The 22,909-nt window shown below is 60.4% G+C and carries 24 protein-coding genes and 1 pseudogene; 14 read left to right on the forward strand and 11 right to left on the reverse strand.

All coding sequences use genetic code 11. The features are described from left to right. The first annotated feature begins 87 nt into the window (after positions 1-87). Positions 88-885 carry an acyl-CoA thioesterase gene (locus tag T3A99_RS24795; RefSeq protein WP_047226341.1) on the forward strand — a complete coding sequence of 266 codons (798 nt, stop codon included), beginning with the start codon at positions 88-90 and terminating at the stop codon, positions 883-885. Between the two features lie 8 nt (positions 886-893). Here T3A99_RS24795 and T3A99_RS24800 read toward each other — a convergent pair. The 3 genes and pseudogenes from T3A99_RS24800 to T3A99_RS24810 all read right to left on the reverse strand — a co-directional run. After that, positions 894-1,112 (reverse strand): annotated as a pseudogene (locus T3A99_RS24800) (terminase); the annotation flags it as partial. Positions 1,113-1,366: 254 nt separating this feature from the next. Next, on the reverse strand, positions 1,367-2,848 hold the full coding sequence (locus T3A99_RS24805; protein WP_274090276.1) for a methyl-accepting chemotaxis protein: 1,482 nt from the start codon (positions 2,846-2,848) through the stop codon (positions 1,367-1,369). 209 nt (positions 2,849-3,057) lie between these two features. After that, positions 3,058-3,864, reverse strand: coding sequence for a TatD family hydrolase (locus T3A99_RS24810; RefSeq protein WP_274090275.1), 807 nt, complete (start codon positions 3,862-3,864; stop codon positions 3,058-3,060). A gap of 235 nt (positions 3,865-4,099) precedes the next feature. Between T3A99_RS24810 and T3A99_RS24815 the strand changes: the two genes are divergently transcribed. The 3 genes from T3A99_RS24815 (at position 4,100) to T3A99_RS24825 (ending at position 6,616) form a co-directional block, all read left to right on the forward strand. After that, positions 4,100-5,521, forward strand: coding sequence for a transglycosylase SLT domain-containing protein (locus T3A99_RS24815; protein ID WP_047226344.1), 1,422 nt, complete (start codon positions 4,100-4,102; stop codon positions 5,519-5,521). A 99-nt stretch (positions 5,522-5,620) separates the two neighbouring features. Beyond that, complete coding sequence (locus T3A99_RS24820; protein WP_047226345.1) at positions 5,621-6,055, forward strand: DoxX family protein; 435 nt, start codon at positions 5,621-5,623, stop codon at positions 6,053-6,055. Between the two features lie 252 nt (positions 6,056-6,307). After that, positions 6,308-6,616, forward strand: coding sequence for a class I SAM-dependent methyltransferase (locus T3A99_RS24825; RefSeq protein ID WP_322834910.1), 309 nt, complete (start codon positions 6,308-6,310; stop codon positions 6,614-6,616). A gap of 47 nt (positions 6,617-6,663) precedes the next feature. Here T3A99_RS24825 and greB read toward each other — a convergent pair whose 3' ends face one another. From greB to T3A99_RS24840, 3 genes are read right to left on the reverse strand one after another with little or no spacing between them, the layout of a single operon-like run. Next, complete coding sequence (greB, locus tag T3A99_RS24830) at positions 6,664-7,161, reverse strand: transcription elongation factor GreB (RefSeq protein ID WP_047226347.1); 498 nt, start codon at positions 7,159-7,161, stop codon at positions 6,664-6,666. Between the two features lie 34 nt (positions 7,162-7,195). Next, positions 7,196-9,700, reverse strand: coding sequence for an ABC transporter permease (locus tag T3A99_RS24835; RefSeq protein WP_076385720.1), 2,505 nt, complete (start codon positions 9,698-9,700; stop codon positions 7,196-7,198). Beyond that, positions 9,700-10,383, reverse strand: a complete 684-nt coding sequence (locus tag T3A99_RS24840) for an ABC transporter ATP-binding protein (RefSeq protein ID WP_092397715.1) — start codon at positions 10,381-10,383, stop codon at positions 9,700-9,702. Before T3A99_RS24840 ends, T3A99_RS24835 begins: the two co-directional genes overlap by 1 nt. Before the next feature lie 10 nt (positions 10,384-10,393). Between T3A99_RS24840 and T3A99_RS24845 the strand changes: the two genes are divergently transcribed. From T3A99_RS24845 to T3A99_RS24855, 3 genes are all read left to right on the forward strand, one after another. Further along, entirely contained in the window at positions 10,394-10,999 is a 606-nt protein-coding gene (locus T3A99_RS24845) for an arylesterase (RefSeq protein WP_047226350.1), read from the forward strand. 56 nt (positions 11,000-11,055) lie between these two features. Next, positions 11,056-11,349 carry a hypothetical protein gene (locus T3A99_RS24850; RefSeq protein WP_047226351.1) on the forward strand — a complete coding sequence of 98 codons (294 nt, stop codon included), beginning with the start codon at positions 11,056-11,058 and terminating at the stop codon, positions 11,347-11,349. A 243-nt stretch (positions 11,350-11,592) separates the two neighbouring features. Further along, positions 11,593-12,564 (forward strand): L,D-transpeptidase family protein, encoded by a 972-nt coding sequence (locus T3A99_RS24855; protein ID WP_047226352.1) that lies wholly within the window; start codon positions 11,593-11,595, stop codon positions 12,562-12,564. 126 nt (positions 12,565-12,690) lie between these two features. Here the strand turns inward: T3A99_RS24855 and oprI are convergent, their stop codons facing one another. After that, positions 12,691-12,942 carry an outer membrane lipoprotei OprI gene (gene oprI, locus T3A99_RS24860; protein ID WP_011335311.1) on the reverse strand — a complete coding sequence of 84 codons (252 nt, stop codon included), beginning with the start codon at positions 12,940-12,942 and terminating at the stop codon, positions 12,691-12,693. A gap of 632 nt (positions 12,943-13,574) precedes the next feature. Here oprI and T3A99_RS24865 point away from each other — a divergent pair. Beyond that, a complete protein-coding gene (locus T3A99_RS24865; protein ID WP_047226353.1) occupies positions 13,575-13,856 on the forward strand; it encodes a GNAT family N-acetyltransferase in 282 nt (93 codons plus the stop codon). Between the two features lie 137 nt (positions 13,857-13,993). On the opposite strand, the gene T3A99_RS24870 is transcribed toward T3A99_RS24865, so the two are convergent. Further along, complete coding sequence (locus T3A99_RS24870; RefSeq protein ID WP_003199364.1) at positions 13,994-15,070, reverse strand: 3-deoxy-7-phosphoheptulonate synthase; 1,077 nt, start codon at positions 15,068-15,070, stop codon at positions 13,994-13,996. A gap of 292 nt (positions 15,071-15,362) precedes the next feature. On the opposite strand from T3A99_RS24870, the gene T3A99_RS24875 reads away from it, so the two are divergent. The 4 genes from T3A99_RS24875 to cysB all read left to right on the forward strand — a co-directional run bounded on the left by T3A99_RS24875 (position 15,363) and on the right by cysB (position 18,926). After that, positions 15,363-16,316, forward strand: coding sequence for a putative 2-dehydropantoate 2-reductase (locus T3A99_RS24875; protein ID WP_047226421.1), 954 nt, complete (start codon positions 15,363-15,365; stop codon positions 16,314-16,316). A gap of 21 nt (positions 16,317-16,337) precedes the next feature. Beyond that, positions 16,338-17,243, forward strand: coding sequence for a 5'-nucleotidase (locus T3A99_RS24880; RefSeq protein WP_173407177.1), 906 nt, complete (start codon positions 16,338-16,340; stop codon positions 17,241-17,243). A 96-nt stretch (positions 17,244-17,339) separates the two neighbouring features. Further along, positions 17,340-17,840: a universal stress protein gene (locus tag T3A99_RS24885; protein ID WP_047226355.1), complete on the forward strand. Its 501-nt coding sequence runs from the start codon at positions 17,340-17,342 to the stop codon at positions 17,838-17,840. A 111-nt stretch (positions 17,841-17,951) separates the two neighbouring features. Then, entirely contained in the window at positions 17,952-18,926 is a 975-nt protein-coding gene (gene cysB, locus T3A99_RS24890) for an HTH-type transcriptional regulator CysB (RefSeq protein WP_018603112.1), read from the forward strand. A 10-nt stretch (positions 18,927-18,936) separates the two neighbouring features. On the opposite strand, the gene T3A99_RS24895 is transcribed toward cysB, so the two are convergent. Further along, a complete protein-coding gene (locus T3A99_RS24895; RefSeq protein WP_047226356.1) occupies positions 18,937-19,419 on the reverse strand; it encodes a GreA/GreB family elongation factor in 483 nt (160 codons plus the stop codon). Between the two features lie 2 nt (positions 19,420-19,421). Then, entirely contained in the window at positions 19,422-19,808 is a 387-nt protein-coding gene (locus tag T3A99_RS24900) for a cytochrome b/b6 domain-containing protein (RefSeq protein WP_139050766.1), read from the reverse strand. A 124-nt stretch (positions 19,809-19,932) separates the two neighbouring features. On the opposite strand from T3A99_RS24900, the gene earP reads away from it, so the two are divergent. Both earP and T3A99_RS24910 read left to right on the forward strand, forming a co-directional pair. Next, positions 19,933-21,066 (forward strand): elongation factor P maturation arginine rhamnosyltransferase EarP, encoded by a 1,134-nt coding sequence (gene earP / locus T3A99_RS24905; protein ID WP_281459419.1) that lies wholly within the window; start codon positions 19,933-19,935, stop codon positions 21,064-21,066. A gap of 48 nt (positions 21,067-21,114) precedes the next feature. Further along, positions 21,115-21,684: an elongation factor P gene (locus tag T3A99_RS24910; protein ID WP_003199385.1), complete on the forward strand. Its 570-nt coding sequence runs from the start codon at positions 21,115-21,117 to the stop codon at positions 21,682-21,684. A 208-nt stretch (positions 21,685-21,892) separates the two neighbouring features. On the opposite strand, the gene T3A99_RS24915 is transcribed toward T3A99_RS24910, so the two are convergent. Next, complete coding sequence (locus T3A99_RS24915) at positions 21,893-22,906, reverse strand: alpha/beta hydrolase (RefSeq protein ID WP_047226359.1); 1,014 nt, start codon at positions 22,904-22,906, stop codon at positions 21,893-21,895. Positions 22,907-22,909: the final 3 nt, after the last annotated feature.

The following is a 22,909-nucleotide window of genomic DNA, read 5'->3' on the forward strand; positions in this document are numbered from 1 at the left end:
CAGTCTCTTTGGCCAGAATGAGCGCTGTGCCACCCGTCTGGGCTGGTTAAGATTCCTGCATCTTTTTCCCATGTTTTCGAGGTTGTCATGCGCTTTTCCGATTTGATCGATGCCGTGCGCCGTCAGCCTGACTGCGTGATCATCGCGCCTGAATGGGGCCAGGGACGCGCCAGTTTTGGCGGTCTGGTGGCGGCGCTGCAATATGAAGCGATGCGTGCGCGGGTTCCGGCGGATCGCCCGGTGCGTTCGCTGGCGATCACCTTCGTCGGGCCGGTAGCGGCCGACGTACCCGTCAGTTTCGAAGTCGACGTATTGCGTGAAGGCAAGGCGGTCAGCCAAGTATTGGGGCGAGCGGTACAGAACGGTCAGGTAGTGACCGTGGTACAAGGCAGCTTCGGCGCCTCGCGCTCTTCCGTGGTGGCGGTCCAGGCCGACCCCGCGCCTGAGTTCAAAAGCGTGGAGCAATGCCAGGAACTGCCCTACATCAAGGGCGCTACGCCGGAATTCATGCGTCACCTGGCGCTGTGCTGGAGTGTTGGTGGCCTGCCGTTTACCGGCAACAAATCCCGCAGCATGGGGGGCTGGGTGCGCTTGCGTGGTGATGTCAAAGAGGAGCCGCTGAACGAGGGGCACATCCTGGCATTGGTCGATGCCTGGCCTCCGGCGTTGCTACCCCATCTCACTCAAATGGCACCGGGCAGTACGCTCACCTGGACCATTGAGTTCGTCCAGCCACTGCTGGAACTCACGACACTGGACTGGTGTAAATACCTGGCCGAGATCGAGCATGCTCAGGACGGTTACGGCCATGTCGCCGCCAGGTTCTGGAGCGCGGATGGTCGCTTGATCGCCCTGAGCCGGCAGACAGTGACAGTTTTCGCCTAAGGCTCTTCATGACCGTGGCACTGCAACACGAGTGCGGCAATCATGCCGAGGGAGCCGATGGCGACATTGGCCAGGCTGAGGCTGAACACCCCCGATACCATCAGCAAAAACGCGACGATGAACAGCGGTACGGCAATCTGGTGCAACACCGGATTGCTCGGGTGACCATGATGGTCAAGGCAGGTGCGCCATTGCCAGGCCGGGAAGTGGGGGTGACGTTTGCCCATGATGCTGATCCTTGAGTTCGCTAACCGAGTAACCCAAGCGTAAGCCCGGCCGGGCAGCGCGACGAATCGCGGTTGGCTATCGACGTGATAGGTGGCCATAGCCTTTCACCGTTGTGGGAGCAAGGCTTGCCCGCGATGCAGGCGCCTCGTTCCCCAGGGAGACCATATTGTCTTCATCGCGGGCAAGCCTTGCTCCCACAGATAAACCCCCGGCCGCAAGAACTCTCCCAGGCAGGTCAATTGGCAGCGGGGCCCTAGAGCCTGAGCTGCCCGATCGCCTTGTTCAACTCACCGGCCAACGTCGCCAGCTCATGGCTGGTGGTGGCCGAGTCCACCGTCTGGCGCACGGTGTTTTCAGTCACGTCACGAATACTCACGACCGCCCGGTTCATTTCCTCGGCAACCTGGCTTTGCTGCTCGGCCGCCACGGCGATCTGGGTGTTGCTCTCGCGCATCTGCGCCACCGCCCCGGTGATTTGCTCCAGAGCCTCACCGGCTTCCCGGGCCTGTTGCACGCAATCGTCGGCCTTGTAGGAGCTTTCCTGCATGAAATCCACCGCGTCCCGGGTTCCCGCCTGCAAGGCCGACACCATGGCGGTGATTTCATCCGTAGAGGTCTGTACCCGCTTGGCCAGGTTGCGTACTTCGTCGGCCACCACTGCAAACCCTCGACCCATTTCCCCGGCTCGCGCCGCCTCAATGGCCGCGTTGAGCGCCAGTAGATTGGTCTGTTCGGCGATGCTGTGGATCACGCTGACCACGCTGTTGATCTTCTGGCTGTCCTCGGCCAGGCGCTGGATCATTTCGGCGGTCTGCTGCACGCCGCGGGAGAGTCCGGTGATCGACTGTTGCACCCGGCTGACTACTTCGCGGCCATTGCCGGCCAAGGTATCGGCGCTTTTCGACAGGTCGCGGGTGGCGCCGGCATGTTGGGCGATGTGATAAACCGTAGCGGACATCTCGTTGATCGCCGTCGCCGCCTGATCGGTTTCGCTTTGCTGGCCGAGCATGCCGTGGCGAACATCGTTCATGCTCGATGCCAGGCGTGCTGCACCGCTGTCCAGTTGCCGAGCAGTGCTGGCAACGGTGTCAACCACACGTTGATATCCGGCTTGCATGGCATTGAACGCCGCCGCCATCTGGCCCACTTCGTCCTTGCAGGCCAAGGGGACGCGGGCGGACAGGTCACCGGTTTTTTCCACGTGCAGCATCACATCCTTCAGGGTGTTGAGCTGGCTGAGCAGAAACCGGATTAGCAGCTGCGATGCGCCCAGCATGGCCAGCATCAACACGAACACCGCCACGGCGTATTGGCTGAAGCGTTCCCTGAACACCTGGCTCAGGCTTGCGCCTTGGGCCAGCACGGCGAGCTGTTGGCCGTCACCGGCACGAATCACTTCGGCGCCCAGCAGTGGGTTGTCGCCCAACAGGGGGCTGGCCGAGAGTGCTACCCAGCCGTTGGCCTCTGCTATTGAAGGTAATGATTGATCGTTCAATGTGGGAATCTGGCCGCGCTGGAATGCCAGCAGGTGATCGGCCTTGGGCAATGGCTGCCCGGCAGGCCAGGCATTGAGCAAGCGTGCCTGGGCCTGGGCGTTCGCCTGGGCCGCATGGTTGCGCGCTTGTTGTTCAAGCTGCACCGCGTAGAGTACGAGCAGCAAGGTCGTGACAAAGGCGACCGCATTGACCGCCCAGAACTTGTACTTCAGTGAGATATTGCTAAGCCAGGCACCCATGGAAGGTCTTCTCTGATAGCGGAAACAGTTTTGGCAAGGTGCCATTATTGTGCCGCTATCCAAGGCGTGGGGTGTTGATATGGGTCAACAGACAACGCCTATCCCCTGTGGGAGCGAGCCTGCTCGCGATAGCGGTGCATCAGTCGGCCTAGGGGCAAGCTGATCCACTGTTATCGCGAGCAGGCTCGCTCCCACAGGTTTTCATTGGGTCAGGAGAGGGTGGGCAAGCCAAAAAACGCGCGGGCACAGGCGGTGCTATGGGCAGCGAGGTCTTCCTGGCTTTCGCCCCGGTGCAAGGCGACTTCGCGCAAGGTTTCCGTCAGGTAGGCCGGTTCGTTACGACCATTCTTGGGTTTGGGGCGCAGTGTGCGAGGCAACAGGTACGGTGCATCGCTTTCAAGCATCAAGCGAGTGCGAGGAATTTCCCGTACCAATGGATGCAAATGGGTGCCCCGGCGCTCATCGCAGATCCAGCCTGTGATGCCTATATGCAAGTCCAGGTCGAGATAGCTGAACAGGGCCTTTTTCTCACCGGTAAAGCAGTGCACCACCGCTGCGGGCAATTGGTCGCGAAAATCCCGCAGGATTTCCAGCAGTCGCTGATCGGCATCACGTTCGTGAAGAAACACCGGCAATTGCAACTCCACCGCCAGGGCGAGGTGTTCTTCCAGGACTTTTTCCTGCTGCGGGCGCGGGGAGAAGTCCCGGTTGAAATCCAGTCCGCATTCACCCACTGCGCGAACGCGGTCTTGTTTCAGCAGGTCTTTGAGGTGCCTGGCGCTATCGGCGGTCCAGTCGCTGGCGCTATGGGGGTGAATACCGGCGGTGGAAAACAGCCGCTCCCCGGTGTCATCGAGGCGCTGGCACAGCTCAAACGCCTGTTCGCTGCCCTCGACGCTGGTACCGGTCAAGACCAGTTGGCAGACACCGGCCGCATAGGCGCGCTCAAGCACGGCCTCGTGTTTGTCGGCAAAACTGGGGTTGGTCAGGTTGACGCCGATATCGATGAGTTGCATGGTGCTACCTCGACCCAAAGGCCGCAAAGCATATCAGAGCTGTAGATTTATAAGAAAAGCCAAGAACTACAACGAGTTGAGGCTGTCTGTTGAGGCCGCCAGACCGGTCGGGTTGGTATAAACGCCAGCACTGTGCCAGTCTTTCGCACTTTTCAGCGCCCCAGGTGCTCTGTTTCTGTCGATCCCAGCTTCGATATTTCAAGGCTGCGGGTCGCGGTATCCTTTCGGAGAGTGGATGACACGTCCCCAAGTGTTGCTGCTGCTGTGTTGTTCGCTGTTGCTGCCGATGCCGGCCGAGGCGCGGCTGCCCGGCCCGGTACAGGTGGTAGCGCCGACTACGGTGCGCGACCTTGCGCAAATCCGCAGCAGCCGGGTGCTGAAAGTTTTGGTCAACCAGAGCCGCAACAGCTCTGGCGAAGTCAAGGGGCAACCCATTGGCGTCGAATATCATCGCTTACGTGCCTTCGAGCAATACCTCAACGGCCACGCTCGGGATGACCAGAAAATCACCCTCAAGATCATTCCCAAGGCCAAGGACCAACTGCTGGGCGCCTTGCAGCGCGGAGAAGGCGATCTGGTCGCGCCCGGCGAGTTGCTCGAGCCCCTGGCTGGCCTTGCGGTCAGCGCCAGCAATCCGATTCGCACCGACGTGCCGTTGCTTCTGGTGGGAGCCAAGGGCCAGCGGCGCTACACACGTGTAGAGCAACTGTCGGGCAAAACCCTGGCCCTGCCCAACGGTAGCGCCGCAGGGGAAGCCCTGAGTCAGATCAACCAGAAGCTGGCACTGCGTAAATTACCGCCGGTGAAGATCGAGTGGGTCGACCCGACCCTGGCGGTGGAAGATGTGCTGGAAATGGTTCAGGCCGGGATTTTCCATCTGACCATCGTCGAGCAGCCCATTGCCGAACGCTGGAGCAAGATCCTGCCCAAGCTGCGTTTCGACCGGCAGGTGCTCATTGGCGAGCCGGCTGACGAGTATTGGTTTGTCCGTCGTGACGCCGCCATGCTGCGAGCGAGCATCGACCGCTTCCTGACGACTTATAAGGCGCCTTCCAATCAGGACGCGGCGTTTCTGCGCATCTATCGCCGCTTGTACCGGGTTCACTATCCGCTGGCCCGTGCCAATCGCCAGCGTCTTGAGAAACTGCGCCCGGTGTTGCAAAAACATGCCACGGCCCAAGGCATGGATTGGCTGAACCTGGCGGCACTGGCGTTCAAGGAGTCTTCCCTGCAACCCAATGCCCGCAGTGGCAGCGGCCCTACGGGTCTTATGCAGATTACCCCTTCAGCAGCCCAGAGGGTCGGGGTGCGCAACATCCAGAACCTGGACGCCAACGTGCAGGCTGGCGCCAAGTACCTGGCCTTGATACGCCGAAAGTTTTTCGCCAGCCCCAAGCTCAATGAGCGCGAGCGAATGGCCTTCGTCCTGGCCGCCTACAACATGGGGCCTGAGCGTGTCCAAGGCATGCGGGCCGAGGCCAGGCGGCGGGGACTCAATCCCAATCAGTGGTTCTTCCAGGTCGAACGCATCGCCATGGAGCAGGTGGGAATGGGCGCAGTAAGCTACGTTAATAGTGTGAACAAATACTATCTGGCATTTGATCGTGAACGGGAGTCGCTGGAACCCAGGGAACAAAAGGTTGTTGTGCGTAAATGATCGAGTAAACTGATTGGTATCACGGATTTTTTCCGCTTTTATCATGCATTTTGTTGATTAATATAGCGGCCAACCCACTTATCCCAAGGAATGAACCTAATGAGCACTTTCATCAACAAAGTTCTGTTTACTCGCGCTGGCTATGGCCTGACTGTCCTGCGCATCGTTGTCGGGATCATCTTCGCCGCCCACGGCTCCCAGAAACTCTTCGGTCTGTTCGGTGGCTACGGCCTGACGGGGACGGCGCAGTGGATGGAAAGCATTGGTCTGACCCCAGGTTATCTGATGGCGACACTGGCCGGCGGCACCGAGTTTTTCGCCGGGCTGGCCTTGATCATCGGTCTGCTGGCCCGTCCAGCGGCGCTGGGACTGGCCTTCCTGTCGCTGGTGGCGATTTTCTCCGTGCACATTGGCAACGGTCTGTTCATGGCCAACAACGGTTATGAGTTTGCCCTGGCTTTGCTGGCAGGCAGCGTCGCGGTGCTGATCGAAGGTGCTGGCAAGTTGTCGGTCGACCAGGCCATCGCCCGCTGATTGCATACCTGAATCATTGAAGGCCCGTCTGGAACGGGCCTTTTTTGTGCGCGCAGATTCTTGACACTGGCCGGTCAGCTTCTCTAGGATGCCGCTCATGCGCCGATTTAAACAGCTACTTGCGGGGCGCCAGGTGACTCATTCAGTCACCGATAGAAGCCGGTTACACGGGGCTTCGAAATACCGCTAAAGCGCTGGTTCGGTGTTGCCTCTCACCTGCCATGCAGACTTTTGAGGCAGAGACACGACACGATGAACCCATCCAGCCCCCTTGTACGTCTTGCGCCGATCACGGCGAACCTTCTGCAACGCAATCCAAAAATCCTTCTGGGCGGTACTCACCAGCCTACGTTATTGCGCTATCTCGACGGCTGGCCGCGACGCAACCACGGGCCGGCGGCGTTCCTTATCCAGTTTGTCGAAGACGGTGAGTCTCTGGCGCGTTTTGCCGATGACAGTTTCGATCTGGCCGTTATCCAGTCCCCCAGTGCGGCGCACGCCAGCGAAATGATCCGGCAATTGACCCGCGTGGCCCGACAGGGGCTGATTACCCGCCGCTGAGGTGAGCTGAGATGACTGGGTTTTTCGGGCCTTGGGCCGGTGAAGCTTTATATGTATTCAATGTGAGTGACATATAAAAGTTGTTCACCTGCGGGTGTCTGAACCTTGATCTCAGCATCCAGCGCTTTGCCGATCAACGCCCGCGCCAAGGGCGAGTCGATGCTGATGAGGTTCTTTTTCAGGTCCAGTTCATCGGGGCCGACGATGCGATAGCGAGACTCTTTGCCGTCCTCATCTTCAACCGTGACCCAAGCGCCGAAATACACTTTGTTCGGGTCACTGGGTTTTTCACTGACCACCTTGAGGGCTTCCAGGCGCTTGGTGAGGAAACGCACGCGGCTGTCGATTTCCCGCAGCATTTTCTTGCCATAGGTGTATTCGGCGTTTTCCGAACGATCCCCCTGGGCCGCCGCCTCGCTGACCGCTTGGGTCACCTGAGGGCGGCGCACATGCCACAGTTCATGAAATTCAGCGCGCATCCGCGCCTCGCCCTCAGGGGTGATCAACGCGGTGCCGGCGGTGCGGGGTGGGCGATAACGGCTCATGGCAACTTCTTGTGGTGGCGAAGCCGGGAGTCTATCAACCCTCGCGCAAGACTGTCAGCGGGCTGGCATTGAGGGCTCGACGCGTACCGAACACACCGGCTGCCCCGATCAATAACGCTCCCACCAAAGGCAGTACCAGCAGCCATGGATGCGGATGCCAGGGCAGGTCGAACGCGTAACGATAAAGCACCAGGCTCACCAGTTCCGAACCCAAGGCCGCGAGCAAGCCACTGACCGCACCCAACAGCCCGAACTCGATGCGCCGGGCCTTGACCAACAGGGCTCGTTCGGCACCCAGGGCGCGGAGCAGCGCACCCTGGTGGATCCGTTCATCGAGGGTGGCTTGCAGGCCGGAGAACAGCACGGCCATTCCCGCAGCCAGTACAAACAGCAACACATATTCCACGGCCAGGGTGACCTGGGCCAGGATGCTGCGCAACTGCTCGAGCAGGGCTTCGACTTGCAGGATCGTCACCGCCGGGAAGGCCCTGGACAGGTCGACAATCTGCTGGTCGTGGCCTGCCGCCAGATAGAAGCTGGTCAGATAGGTGGCCGGTAGATCCTTCAGCGTGCCGGGTTGGAAGATCATGAAAAAGTTAGGCTGAAAGTTGTCCCAGTTGATTTCTCGCAAGCTGGTGACCTTCGCCTCACGATTGACGCCGCCCACGTTGAAAACCAGACGGTCCCCCAGCTGGATCTTGAGGTTCTCGGCCACCTTGCCTTCTACCGAAACGCCCGGAATATCGTCCGGCGGTTGTTGCGGCCACCAGGTCCCGGCCGTGACGACGTTGCCCGCCGGCAGGTCCGCAGCCCAGGTCAGGCTCAGGTCGCGCTGCAGGGCCCGGTCACCAGCCGAGTCCTTGGTGACAAACTCCTTGGCCGGCTCGCCGTTGATACTGATCAGGCGTCCCGGTACCACGGGGTAGAGCGGCGCCGATTGCGCCGACAACGCTAGCAGCTTGTCGGTGAAGGCCTGCTTGTCGTTGGGCAAGATATTCAGGGCGAAATAGTTCGGGGCGTTTTTCGGCAACTGGTTTTGCCAAGTGTCCAGCAGCTCGCCGCGCAAGAGGGCGATCAGCGCCATGGACAACAGAATCAAGCCGAATGCCAACGCCTGGCCGGCCGCCGCCAAGGGGTGGCGCAGCAACTGGCCCAGGCCGAGCCGCCAGGGTAACGAGGCGCGGGCCAGCATCCTGCGCAAGCTTTGGAGCAGCAGCAACAGCAGGCCGCCGAGCACCAGTGCTGCGATGACGCCACCGCCGAGCAGGGCGAACGTCAGGACCAGGTCCAGGCTCAAGCGCCACATGATCAGGCCAAGGGCACCCAGGGCGGCCCCATAGACCACCCAGGTGCTGGAAGGAATCGGCAGCATGTCCCGGCGTAAAACGCGCAAGGGGGGTACCCGTCCCAGCGCGGCCAGAGGGGGCAGGGCGAAGCCGGCCAACGCCACCATTCCGGTGCCGATTCCGGCAATGGCCGGCAGCAGGCCACCCGGCGGGACGGTCGTGGGTAACAGGTCATGCAGCAGTGCAAACAGACCCAGTTGGGCGACCCAGCCAAGCAGCGCACCGCTGAGGCTGGCCAGCAGGCCCAGCACGGTCAATTGCAGGCTGAACAGCACCATGGTTTCCCGGCGTGACAACCCCAGGCAACGCAGCAGTGCGCTGGCATCAAAGCGTCGGGTGGCAAAGCGGTTGGCCGAGAGGGCGACGGCGACGCCGGACAGCAGCACCGCCACCAGGCTGGCCATGTTCAGATACCGTTCGGCCTTGCCCAGGGCGCCACCGATCTGCCGGTTGCCATCGCGTGCATCCTGCAGCCGCTGATTGGGCTCCAGGCCCGGCTTGATCAGGTCGCGGTAGGTTTGCAGCGCTGGTGCCGGGCCGCGCCACAGGTCGCGATAACTGACGCGGCTGCCGGGCTGCACGACGCCGGTAGCGTCCAGGTCCTTGAGGTTGATCATGACCCGGGGCGTGAGGCTATAGAAATTGCCGGCGCGATCCGGTTCGTAGGTCAACACACGGCTCAGGCGCAGGGGCTGGTTGCCGACGTCGATGCTGTCGCCTATTTTCAGGTCCAGTGCCGTCAGCAGCCGTGCTTCAACCCAGGCCTCGCCAGGGTTCGGTCGCCCGCCGGTTTCTTCCGGGGCGAACGGGGCAGGGGCGCTTTTCAGTTCGCCGCGCAGGGGGTAGATGTCATCGACGGCCTTGACGCTGGAGAGCTGAATGCCATTGTCGGTGGCCACGACGCTGGAAAACTCCACCACCCGGGCATGTTCGAGGCCCAGATCGGTGCCGCCGCGAATCTGTTCGGGACGGGCAGGCGAGCTGCCTTCGAGCAGCAGGTCGGCGCCAAGGAATTCGGTGGCGCGCATCATCATCGCGCCGTTGAGACGGGCTCCGAAGTAGCCGATGGCGGTACTCGCCGCCACCGCCACCAGCAGGGCGAAGAACAACACCCGCAGTTCGCCGGCGCGGGCGTCGCGCAGCAATTGGCGGACAGCGAGACTGAACAGACGCAACAGCGGCAAGCGTGCCATCAAGGCTCCAGGGGGGCGACCATCTGGCCGGCTTCAAGTCGAATCAGGCGCCGGCAACGATGGGCCAGGCGTTCGTCATGGGTGACCAGCACCAGGGTCGTGCCGCTTTCCTTGTTCAACTCGAACAGAAGATCGCTGATGCGCTCACCGGTGTGGCTGTCGAGGTTGCCAGTGGGTTCGTCGGCAAACAGCACGTCCGGCTCGGCCGCAAAGGCACGGGCAATCGCCACGCGTTGCTGCTCGCCGCCAGAGAGCTGGCGGGGCGAATGGGTCAGGCGCTGGCCCAGGCCGACCCGCTGCAGCAATTCCGTAGCGCGTTCGCGGGCATCCTGGCGACCATCAAGTTCCAATGGCAGCATGACGTTTTCCAGCGCATTGAGGCTGTCGAGCAACTGGAACGACTGGAAGACAAAGCCGACATGCTCGGCGCGGATCCGGGCCCGCTGGTCTTCATCCAGAACGCTGAGGGCTTGACCTGCGAGGGTCACTTCACCGCTGCTGGGCAGGTCGAGGCCGGCCAGCAGGCCCAGGAGGGTGGATTTGCCGGAACCGGATGCGCCGACAATGGCCAGGCTGTCGCCCTTGTTCAGTTCCAGGCTGAGTTCGTGCAGGATAGTCAGTTCACCTTCCGCGCTGGGAACCACTTTGCTAAGGTCCTTCGCGGTGAGAATGCTTGAGCCCATGGAGAATCCGATGCGTGTGTGGTTTTTGAGTGCCGGCCTGGCCCTGATGTGCATGGCCCAGAACGCAGCGGCGGGTACAGTCCTGATCGTTGGCGATAGTATCAGCGCCGCTTTCGGCCTGGATACCCGGCAAGGTTGGGTATCCTTGCTCGAACAACGGCTCAAGGCCGAAGGTTTCGACGACAAAGTGGTCAATGCTTCTATCAGTGGTGACACCAGTGCAGGCGGCCAGGCGCGGCTGCCGGCGCTGCTTGCAGCCCATAAGCCGGACCTGGTGATCCTGGAACTGGGGGGCAACGATGGCTTGCGTGGACAGCCGCCAACGCAATTGCAACAAAACCTTGCAGCGATGATCGACAGCTCCCGCGCCAGCGGTGCCAAGGTACTGCTGCTGGGCATGCAGTTGCCGCCCAATTATGGGCAGCGCTACACCGATGCCTTCGCCCGGGTCTACAGCACCCTGGCCGAGGAGAAAAACGTGCCGCTGGTGCCATTTTTCCTTCAGGACGTTGGCGGTGTTCCGGGGATGATGCAGGGCGATGGCTTGCACCCGTCCGTCGCGGCCCAGGGCAAGTTGCTGGAAAATGTCTGGCCGACGCTAAAACCGCTGCTGTGACGCTTTTCTACAGGCGGTCTTTCGGCTAATGTGGCGCCCCCGATTTGGAGCCCCCGATGCCGCGTCCCGCCTGGTCCCTGTTTGCCTACCAACTGATCGAGCCTGACGAACAGCTGGACCTGTTCGCCTGCCAGGAAGTGCGGGTGCATCTGGTGACCCGGCAACTGGAACTCGGTGGCTCGGCCGACCGGACCCTGTGCGGCAGCCTGCTGCCAGCCCAGCCGCGCTGGTCGGCTGTTGACCGCAAGATATTCCAGGACCATCGCCTGTGTTCATTGTGCCGGGCGATCCTGGAGTCCCAGAAGCGCGGCACCTCGCCGATCTGGCCGGAACTGCGGTTCGAATTGTAATTCCCCAGATCCCCGGCATGCCCCTTGTGGGAGCGAGCCTGCTCGCGATGGCGGTGGGTCTGCTTGCATTGATGTTGGATGTGCCGCCGCTATCGCGAGCAGGCTCGCTCCCACAGGTTTTTATTTCAGTCTCCAGACATGCTAGGCATCGGACGCCTCATTGTCGCCCTCCCCGAAATAACGGGGGCCGGTGTACAATCACAGTCTTCATACCCTCTGTTCGACCTGCAAAGGATTTCCCGGATGTTGCTGCGCTTGCCTGCCGTCACCCGCTGCCTGTCTCTTGCCGCCCTGTGCATGGCTGGTCCCGTTGCCGCCCTGGAGCTGCCTCTGCCACCGCCAGGCGAAGACATTGTCGGCCAGGTGCAGGTCATCAAGGCCAAATACGAAGACACCTTCGCCGACCTGGGCACTACCTACGACCTGGGCTACACCGAGATGGTCGCTGCCAACCCGGGCGTCGATCCCTGGTTGCCGGGTGCGGGCACCGAAGTCGTGCTGCCGACCCGTTTCATCCTGCCGCCTGGCCCGCGCGAAGGCATCGTGATCAACCTCGCCGAGTACCGTCTCTACTACTTCCCCAAGGGCCGGAATGTGGTCTACACCTTCCCGCTGGGCATTGGCCGTGAAGGTTGGGGATCGCCGATCGCCCACACCAGCATCATTGCCAAGACCCCGAATCCGACCTGGACTCCGCCGGCCTCGATCAAGGCTGAGCATGCCGCCGACGGCGATCCGTTGCCGAACGTGGTGCCGGCCGGTCCCGATAATCCCTTGGGTCCGTTCAAGTTCACCCTGGGCACCCCGGGTTACCTGATCCACGGTTCGAACAAGAAGTTCGGCATCGGCATGCGCACCAGCCACGGCTGCTTCCGCATGTTCAACAACAACGTACTGCAGATGGCCGGCATGGTGCCGGTGGGCACCTCGGTACGGATCATCAACGATCCCTACAAGCTGGGTGTGAGCGGCGGGAAGGTTTATCTGGAGGCCCACACGCCGCTGGACGACAACGGCAACCCATCGGTGGTGGACAAGCACACCGCGGTGATCAACACGATGCTCAAGCGTGAGGACATCACCAGCAACCTGCGCATGGACTGGGATGTTGTGCGTGATGTGGTGGCGGCCGAAGACGGCCTGCCGGTCGAGATCGCCGTTCCGAATACTTCGGCACCGATGGTCTCCAGCGCGCCGATCGATCTGCAACAGTAAAACCTGCAATAGAGACCCGCCGGCGTTTCGCGATGTCGGCGGGTTTTTTATCGCCTGGGGAAACGCCGGGCAATAAAAAAGCCGACCCAAAAAATGGGTCGGCTCGATAACAATCCCGGAGGACTATTACTTGCGGCTAGCTTTTTCCAGCATGCGCAGAGCACGCTCGTTAGCTTCGTCAGCAGTCTGTTGTGCTTTTTGAGCAGCAGCCAGAGCTTCATCAGCTTTACGGTAAGCTTCGTCTGCACGAGCTTGGGCGCGAGCTGCTGCGTCTTCGGTAGCAGTCAGACGTGCTTCGGTTTCTTTCGATGCGCTGCTGCAACCGGTAGCCAGAACTGCGGCCAGGGCCAGAGCAGAGAATTTCAGAACGTTGTTCATCGTGTTCCCCTTCAAGGACTTTCTATTAAGTGACTGTCTCCTCACAGCGAGGAGTTAGCCGGCGTACATACTACCCATTACTTGTAGTAAGTAAACTGACGTCGCGCAAGAAGCAAAAAAATTGTAGGCGGTGATTCTTTTTCGAGCAACTTTTTGGGGTGTTGTTTAAAAAATATGCAGCCTCCGGCACCTGGCTTGAGCGCGTCATTGAGCAAAAGTTCCGTGCGCGGGAGAACTTTCCTTAAGCCGTTAACGTCGTTGTTTATTGATTCGTCTACACTTTTGAGCGTTTTTTGCTCAGGGGGGCGGCTATCTTTATTGGTGTTGGCGGTGACTTTAATAACCGGCGCTCGTCTCACGACTCAACAACTGGCGATGTTCAGCTATTGCGCCTTGGCCGACTAGCGCGTGACGGTGGCGCTCAATCGATAAACCCGACCGGGTTTTACCCCCATTGACGGGCGTGCCTTGAGCATTTGCGTCATTGGTGCCTACTATTCACGACGTGCTCGGGGTTGAGCGGTGGGTGTTGGCGCTCGGTGACCAGACAGGCACGGGGTGGCGTAGATGTTCCTTCGCCGGAAAAACATCGGTAAGGTAGGGGTCAGCATTCAGACCCGCGAGGAGTAGTGATGAGCGAGGCGTTGTCCATCCACCATGACCAGGCTGGTCATCAGTTCGAGACCAATGTGGACGGTCATCGTGCCTATCTGACTTATATGGACCTGGGCAAACAGACCCTGGATATCTATCGCACCTTCGTGCCCAACGCCTTGCGCGGACGCGGCATTGCGGCGGCGCTGACCGAAAGGGCGCTGCAATACGCCGACGAAATGGGCTACACGGTGATCCCGTCCTGCTCCTACGTGGAGCGCTACATGGAGCGTCACCAGCGTCACGCGGCCAAGCTCTGACCTTACGGATTCCCCAATAAAAACGCCGGGCTGAAAAGCCCGGCGTTTTTTTTAGCCTTGAAAAGAGCAAAGGTCGCAGCCTTCGCCTACACATAGCCGGCCTAGGCGCCGTCGAGTGCCACGAGGCTGCGATCCTTTTAGCCACGCTGACGTTTAGGCAACACGTCCTTGAGCTTGGCATGCATGCTGCGTAGGGTGTTCTCGGTTGCGCTCCAGTCGATGCAGGCATCGGTGATGGACACACCGTACTGCAAGTCCGCCAGATCCTTGGGGATCGCCTGGCAGCCCCAATTCAAATGGCTTTCGACCATCAGGCCGATGATCGACTGGTTGCCTTCCAGAATCTGGTTGGCCACGTTCTCCATCACCAGCGGTTGCAGCGCCGGATCCTTGTTGGAGTTGGCGTGGCTGCAGTCGACCATGATGTTCGGCTTGATCTTGGCCTTGTTCAGTGCCTGCTCACACAGCGCGACGCTGACCGAATCGTAGTTCGGTTTGCCGTTGCCACCGCGCAGCACCACGTGACCATAAGCGTTGCCCTTGGTGGTGACGATCGAGACGCCACCCTCCTGGTTGATGCCCAGGAAGCGGTGAGGGCTGGAAACCGACTGCAAGGCGTTGATCGCCACGGTGAGGCCGCCGTCGGTGCCATTCTTGAAACCCACGGCCGAGGACAAGCCGGAGGCCATTTCACGGTGAGTCTGGGATTCGGTGGTCCGCGCACCGATGGCCGACCAACTGATCAGGTCCTGCAAGTATTGCGGGGAGATCGGGTCCAGGGCTTCGGTGGCGGTGGGCAGGCCCATTTCGGCCAGATCCAGCAGCAATTGGCGACCGATGTGCAGGCCATCCTGGATCTTGAAGGAGTCGTCCAGGTACGGGTCGTTGATCAGGCCTTTCCAGCCGACGGTGGTGCGCGGCTTTTCGAAATACACCCGCATTACCAGGTACAGGGTGTCGGAAACTTCCGCCGCCAGCACTTTCAGGCGCTCGGCATATTCGTGGGCGGCCTTGATGTCATGGATCGAGCAGGGCCCGATGACCACGAACAGGCGATGGTCGGTGCCGTCGAGAATGTTGCGAATGACTTCCCGGCCCTTGGTCACGGTGCGCAGGGCAGCGTCGCTCAGGGGGATATCGCGCTTGAGCTGGTCAGGCGTGATGAGGGTCTCGTTGGAGGCGACGTTAAGGTCATTGATCGGTAAATCAGCCATCGTGTTACTCGTCAGGTCACGGGTGCCGGCCGCCAGCGATCCCCGCGCGGCGGTGCACAGCGGATTTAAGCGCGTCGGGGAGCGGAACCTTAGCGCGTTACGAGGTTGCTCGACAATGGGCAGGGACGGGTTAATTGCGGCGGGGGAGCTTGCTCGCGCTTGACGGCGCAGCCTTCACAAAAGGACCTGCTGCGCCCGAACGTGAACCGGCCGGCGGAACCCGGCTGTCTCGCCACGTTGGCCCGCACCTATGTAATGATGCGCATGGACTGTTAGCTGAGGAGTGGCAATGATGCAGGCAGGCGTTAAACCGCGGATCGGGATGATCGGCACCGGTGCGATCGGTGGGTTCTATGGCGTGATGCTGGCTCGCGCCGGTTTTGACGTGCATTTTTTACTGCGCAGCGAATTTGGGGCGGTGGCCGAGGGCGGCTTGCGAGTCGACAGCGCGGTTCACGGCGCCCTGACGCTCAACCCGGTCCAGGCGTATCGTTCGGCGGCGGACATGCCGCCCTGCGACTGGCTACTGGTCGGTGCCAAGACCACCAGCAATGCCGACCTGGCCCCGGCCATCATTCAAGCTGCCGCTCAGGGTGCAAAAGTCCTGTTGCTGCAAAATGGCCTGGATGTTGAGGACGACCTCCGACCGTTGCTGCCCGATTCGCTGCATCTGCTGGGCGGCCTGTGCCTGATCTGTGTGCATCGGGTCGGTCCTGGCGTCATTGCCCACCAGGCCCTCGGTGCAGTCAACCTCGGTTACCACAGCGGTCCTTGCCACGATCAGGCGCAACGCATGGCGATTGTCGAGCAGGGGGCCGGGCTGTTCCGTGCCGCCGGCCTGGATTCCCAGGCCATGCCCGACCTGCGGCAGGCGCGCTGGCAGAAACTGGTGTGGAACGTGCCCTACAACGGTCTTTCGGTTCTGTTGGGTGCCAGTACCACGCCGTTGATGGCCGACAGTGACAGCCGAGGCTTGATCCAGGCCCTGATGGGGGAGGTGGTGCGGGGTGCTCAGGCTTGCGGTCACCAGATTGCGCCGGGCTATGCCGAGTATCTGTTTGCGATGACCGAAAAGATGCCCGACTACTGGCCGAGTATGTATCACGATTATTCCCACCAGCGCGCGCTGGAGCTGGAGGCTATTTACAGCCGACCATTGGCGGCGGCGAAAAAAGCCGGTTGTGAGCTGCCGAAAATCGAAGCCTTGTATCAGGCGTTGGCATTTATGGACCGACGAAACCGCTGATCAGGCGAAAGGGGGAGCGACATGGCAAACAACATCGACGACAAACTGGTGCTGGCGATTTCGTCGCGGGCGCTGTTCGATCTGAGTGACAGCCATAAGGTGTATCTGTCGGGCGGCGTCGAGGCTTACCGGCAATATCAGATTGAGCATGAGGACGAAGTCCTCGAACCCGGCGACGCCTTCGCTCTCGTGCAAAAGCTGCTGAGTCTCAACGAGCATCTGGGGCGTGCGCGAGTCGAGGTAGTTCTGGTTTCGCGCAACAGCGCCGACACCGGCCTGCGGGTGTTCAACTCGATTCATCATTACGGGCTGGCGATTTCCCGCGCGGCGTTCGTCGGCGGCCGCAGTCCTTACCCCTATCTGAAGGCGTTCGGCTGTGATCTGTTCCTGTCCACCCACGCTGAAGATGTGCGCAGTGCCCTGGACGCCGGATTCGCCGCTGCGACCATTCTGTCGGGTGGCGCCAGCCGCGCCGCCAGCGAGGAACTGCGTATCGCTTTCGACGGCGATGCGGTGCTGTTTTCCGACGAATCCGAGCGTGTCTATCAGAGCGGCGGCCTGGCTGCATTCCAGGCCAGCGAACGGCAAGCGGCTCGTGAGCCGCTGCGAGGCGGGCCGTTCAAGGGGTTTCTGGCGGCACTCAATGCACTGCAACGCGAGTTCCCCGAAGACGCCTGCCCGATTCGCACGGCGCTGGTCACTGCCCGTTCGGCACCGGCCCACGAGCGCGTCATCCGGACGTTGCGCGAATGGGACATTCGTCTGGATGAGTCGCTGTTTCTCGGTGGCCTGACCAAATCGGCATTTCTCGAAGCCTTCGCCGCCGACGTCTTTTTCGACGACCAGACCGGCCACTGCGAACTGGCTCGCGAGGTGGTCGCCACGGGGCATGTGCCTCACGGCATCAGCAATGAAGTGAAGCTCTGACTGCCCGTTGTTTAGGGCGTTACGCTGGACGTCGTACTCCTCAAGGCGCTGCTAAGCTGAATCCATCTCCGCCATTCTGGCACGCGAGGAGGTCACATGATTCGTTCGATGCTGTACGCCACAGACCTGGGACTTTACGCCCCTTATGTGATGCAGCATGCCTTGGCGTTGGCACGGACGTTCGAAGCCGAGTTGTATGTGGTGCACGCGGTAGAGCCAATGGGGCTGTTCGCGGAGTCGGTGTTGCAAAGTTATCTCGATGAGCAAGCGCTGAACGAATTTCATCGCCAGGGTCTGAATACGGTGATGGCCAACATTGAGCAGCGGGTGCTCGACAGCTTTCGTGAAGAGTTGGGTGAGGGGCAGCAGGACTTGAAGCTGATCAAGTCGGTGCGGGTTTTCCAGGGCGATCCATCCCAGGTCATTCTCGATCAGGCTGCGAAACTCTCTGTGGATTTGCTGATCGTAGGCAGTCACTGCCAAGGGGCGAGCGGTGAAACGCCGCTGGGCAGGACCGCTGCGCGGGTATTGCAGTTATCCCGGGTACCGGTCTACCTGGTGCCGTTGGTGCAGCGGCGACGTCAGGGGGAGGCTTGAGGCAAAGTAGTGGCTTTTTCATAAAAAGTTCTAGATTAATTGATGCAACCATTCATATAGTTATATACCGTCGCTGATGCCCGTGGCGTCCAACTGCTTTGAGGGATACATATGAAGCTTCAACAACTGCGCTACATCTGGGAAGTGGCGCACCACGACCTCAACGTTTCCGCTACTGCCCAAAGCCTCTACACGTCGCAACCCGGCATCAGCAAGCAGATCCGCCTGTTGGAGGATGAGCTGGGTGTCGAAGTTTTCGCCCGCAGCGGCAAGCACCTGACCCGCGTGACTCCGGCCGGTGAGCGCATCATCACCACGGCCGGGGAGATCCTGCGCAAGGTCGAAAGCATCAAGCAGATTGCCCAGGAATTTTCCAACGAGAAAAAAGGCACGCTGTCGATTGCCACCACCCACACCCAGGCCCGTTATGCACTGCCTCCGGTGATCAGCAACTTCATCAAGCAATACCCGGACGTGGCCTTGCATATGCACCAGGGCTCGCCGATGCAGATCGCCGAAATGGCGGCGGACGGCACCGTGGATTTCGCCATCGCCACCGAGGCTCTGGAACTGTTCGGCGATCTGGTGATGATGCCGTGCTACCGCTGGAACCGCTGCGTGGTTGTGCCTCAGGGCCATCCGCTGACCAAGCTGCCAAAGTTGACGCTTGAAGCCTTGGCCGAATACCCCATCGTGACTTACGTATTCGGTTTTACCGGCCGTTCGAAACTCGACGAAGCCTTCAGCCATCGCGGCCTGACCCCGAAAGTGGTGTTCACCGCCGCCGACGCCGACGTCATCAAGACCTATGTCCGCCTTGGTCTGGGCGTGGGCATCGTGGCGAAAATGGCCGTCGATACCAAGCTGGACGGCGATCTGGTGGTGCTGGATGCCAGCGAGTTGTTCGAGTCCAGCGTGACCAAGATCGGTTTCCGGCGCGGCACCTTCCTGCGTGGCTTCATGTGCGACTTCATCGAAAAGTTCGCGCCACACCTGACCCGGGAAGTCATGGCCAAGGCCATCCAGTGCCACAACAAGCAGGAACTCGAAGAGCTGTTCGACGGTGTGGAATTACCGGTGCACTGAACAGTGAGTGCTAGATCGCCTCGGTGACAGCGAACTGTTGCCGGGCGCCTGCGACGACGATCTCTACTTCATCCCCTTCGAACTTGCCCAGCAGGCTTCGTCCCAGCGGCGAGCGAGGGGTGATGACGGTGATCGGCTGGCCCACCAGCGACACTTTCAAGCCCGCGGCATCCGGTCCCAGAAACAACCATTGCTGGCGGTCATCTTCATCCGCCAGCCCGATCAGGGTGCCAATCTGAATGCCGCGCTGTTCGTCGTAGGGCCTGAGTATCAGGTTCTGGCAGAGGGCGAGGGCCTGGCGGATTTCTTCGACACGCCTGGCTTGCCCGGCAGCGAGGTAAGACGCTTCAAGACCCAGGGTGTCGTATTTGTTCTCGGCGATGTTTTCCTCGTGGGTCGCGGTTTCGTAGGCCGTTTGCGCGGCGCGCTCGGCGATACCCAGGTCAATCCTGAGTTTGTCGAGAATCAGTTGGTGGACGATCTGTTTGTTCATGATCAATCGCAAAACTGCAAAACGTTGGCCCGGCTCTTTTCACTGGGCGCGTTCTGGTCCTGTTGCAACCAGAACTGACACTTGGGGTTGGACAGGTTGCGAGGATCGCTGCGGGCTTGATCCAGGGCCTGTCGTTGTTCGTTTCGTTGCAGATTTTGCTGGTACTGCTCGAACATGGGGGTTGGCGGTTCCGGGGCCGGTTGCACCGCCGGTGGTTGCCCCAGTTGGTGCACGGCTGCGGCCACTGGCGCCAGTTGTTCGTTGAACAGGAATCTGGACAGCAGCCAGCCGGTCAATACGATGGCGAGGAACCCCAGCCACAGGCCCAGGGCAATGCTGACGGTCAATTGCAGGGCTGTAAGGCGTGGCGCTGGCGGGTGATCGGACATGGCTGCTTCCTGGCAATGAACACGTGATAGGCGGCGATTGTCGCATGAAGATTAATCGCCGTCGGCTCTTCTGCATCATCGGTTTAATACGGGACAATCAGGCCTTTGCCACAGGGAGTCGGGAATGACCGTGCGCTGGGATATTTTTTGCACCGTCGTCGATAACTTTGGCGACATCGGCGTCACTTGGCGCCTGGCTCGGCAATTGGTGGCCGAGCATCAATGTGCGGTGCGGCTATGGGTCGATGACCTGCGGGCCTTTGAACGACTGTGTCCGCAAATCGACATCACGCTGTGCGAGCAATGGCAGCAGGGTGTGCAAGTCTGCCATTGGCCTGAGGTCTGGCCGTCCACCGACGCCGCCGATGTAGTCATCGCCGCGTTTGCCTGCCAGTTGCCGAGCGCCTACATGGATGCGATGGCTGAGCGGCAGACCACGCCGTTGTGGATGAACCTCGATTACCTGAGTGCGGAAGATTGGGTGATCGGGTGCCACGGATTACCCTCGGTCAAATACAAGCACGTGCAGAAATATTTCTTTTTTCCGGGCTTCCGCGAGGGCACGGGCGGGCTGCTGCGTGAAGCCGGCCTGCTGGAGCGGCGTCGGCAGTTTCAGCAGGATGCCCAGGCGCAACGGATTTTCCTGGAGGCGTTGGGCGTCCATCGGACGCCGGGCTCGCGTCTGATCTCGCTGTTTGCCTACGAAAACGCCGGGCTTGCCAGTTGGTTCGATGCCATGGCGACCGATACCCAGGCCTCTCATGTATTGATCCCCGAAGGTCGGGTGCTCGGCGATGTCCAGCGTTGGCTCGGCATCGATGGCCTGAAGGCCGGTGCGGTACAACAACGTGGTGCCCTGACGGTGCAGGTGCTGCCGTTCGTCCGCCAGGATCAGTACGATCAACTGCTATGGTGCTGCGATTTCAACGCCGTGCGGGGTGAAGACTCCTTCGTGCGCGCCCAATGGGCGGGTCGGCCGCTGCTCTGGCATATCTACCAGCAGGAAGAAGACGTTCATCTGGAAAAACTCGAGGCATTTCTCCGGCTGTACACCCACGGCCTTTCGGAGCCGGCTGAAAAAGCGATCAGCGGTCTCTGGCGATCCTGGAATGCTGGCCAGGACATGGCCGAACACTGGAAAATGGTCGATCAACAGCAGCAGGAACTGCTTGATCATGCCCAGGCATGGTGTCTGGAACAGGCCTCGCGACCCGATCTTGCCGCAGCGCTGGTGAAGTTTTATGTAAATTGGATATGATACGCGGCCTAGATTTTTGTAAATCCCATCCAAATTCGGATATTCGCAATGAAAACTGGTAAAGAACTGAAACCCGGGACCGTGATCCGTCTCGAAAACGATCCTTGGCTGGTTCAGAAAGCTGAGTTCACCAAGTCGGGTCGTAACAGCGCGATCATGAAGACCAAGCTGAAGAACCTGCTGACCGGTTACAAAACCGAGATCGTCTACAGCGCCGATGACAAACTGGACGACGTGATCCTCGACCGCAAAGAAGCGACCCTGTCCTTCATCAGCGGCGACACCTACACGTTCATGGACACCACTGACTACACCATGTACGAGCTGAACGCCGAAGACATCGAAAGCGTTCTGCCGTTCATCGAAGAAGGCATGACTGACGTCTGCGAAGCCGTGTTCTTCGAAGAGCGTCTGGTCTCCGTAGAACTGCCGACCACCATCGTGCGTCAGGTTGACTACACCGAAGGTTCCGCTCGCGGTGACACTTCCGGCAAGGTAATGAAGCCTGCCAAACTGAAGAACGGTACCGAGCTGTCGGTTGCTGACTTCATCGAAATCGGCGACATGATCGAGATCGATACCCGCGAAGGCGGTTCCTACAAAGGCCGCGCTAAATAAGCGAAGTCTTGTGTATGAAAAAGCCCGACCATTGAGTCGGGCTTTTTCATGCCTGCGGATCATGTTCAGACAGAGGGCAGGATGGAGACGGTGGCGAGGGGATTTAATCCTGCCCTGTGGGAGCAAAGCTTGCTCGCGATCCAGGCGCCTCGGTTCCGCGCTGTGTTCATCGCGGGCAAGCCTTGCTCCCACAGGGTTGCGCCACAAGTCACTTCAGATGTTGTTTCAGTTCTTGGGATACCTGCAACATCGCCGAACGCACCGCTGGCACCTGGCTCACCACATTGAGCAAACCATAATCGTGAATCATGCCGTTGTAGCGCACCGCCGTGACCGGCACGCCAGCCGCGTCCAGTTTACGGGCGTAGGCTTCACCCTCATCGCGCAACACGTCGGCCTCGGCGGTCTGTACCAGCGCGGGCGGCAGGCCCTTGAGTTGCGCGGTGCTGGCGCGTAACGGGGAGGCATAGATCTCGTTACGTTGCCCGGCATCGGTGGTGTAGTTGTCCCAGAACCACTTCATCATGTTTTTACTGAGGAAGTGTCCCTCGGCGAATTGGTTGTAGGACGCCGTCTCGAAGCTGGCATCGGTCACCGGCCACAACAAGGCCTGGAATTTGATCGCCGGGGTACCTTTGTCCTTGGCCATCAACGCCACGACCGCTGCCATGTTGCCGCCGACGCTGTTGCCCACCACGGCCAGGCGCTTGCCGTCGACATTGATTTGCTTGCCATGCTCGGCCACCCATTTCGTCGCGGCGTAGGCCTGATTGATCGCTACCGGGTAATGCGCTTCCGGCGAAGGCGTGTAGTTGACGAACACTGCGACGGCACCTGATCCGGCCACCAGATCCCGAACCAGCCGTTCGTGGGTTGGGAAATCCCCCAATACCCAACCACCGCCGTGGAAGAACATGAACACCGGCAGTTCACCCTTGACGCCGGCCGGCCGGACGATGGTCAGGCTGATCGGCTGGCCATCGACCTCAATAGTTTTCTCGCTGACGTCGGCCTTGGGCAAGCTCAGTTTCACCCCGGCCTGGGCGCCGACCAGTACCGCGCGGGCGTCCTTGGGCGACAGTTGCTCCAATGGCTTGCCGGTGCCGGCATTCAGCGCGTCGAGAAACGCCTGGGTGTTGTGTTCCACGATGCCGTCGGCGAACGCGCTGCCGACGCTCAGTGCCAGAAGGGTGCCGGTCAAGGCTTTGCTGAAGGTGTTCATGTG

Origin of the sequence: Pseudomonas sp. N-137 (assembly GCF_034555295.1) — a bacterium.
Classification (GTDB): Bacteria; Pseudomonadota; Gammaproteobacteria; order Pseudomonadales; family Pseudomonadaceae; genus Aquipseudomonas; species Aquipseudomonas rhizophila.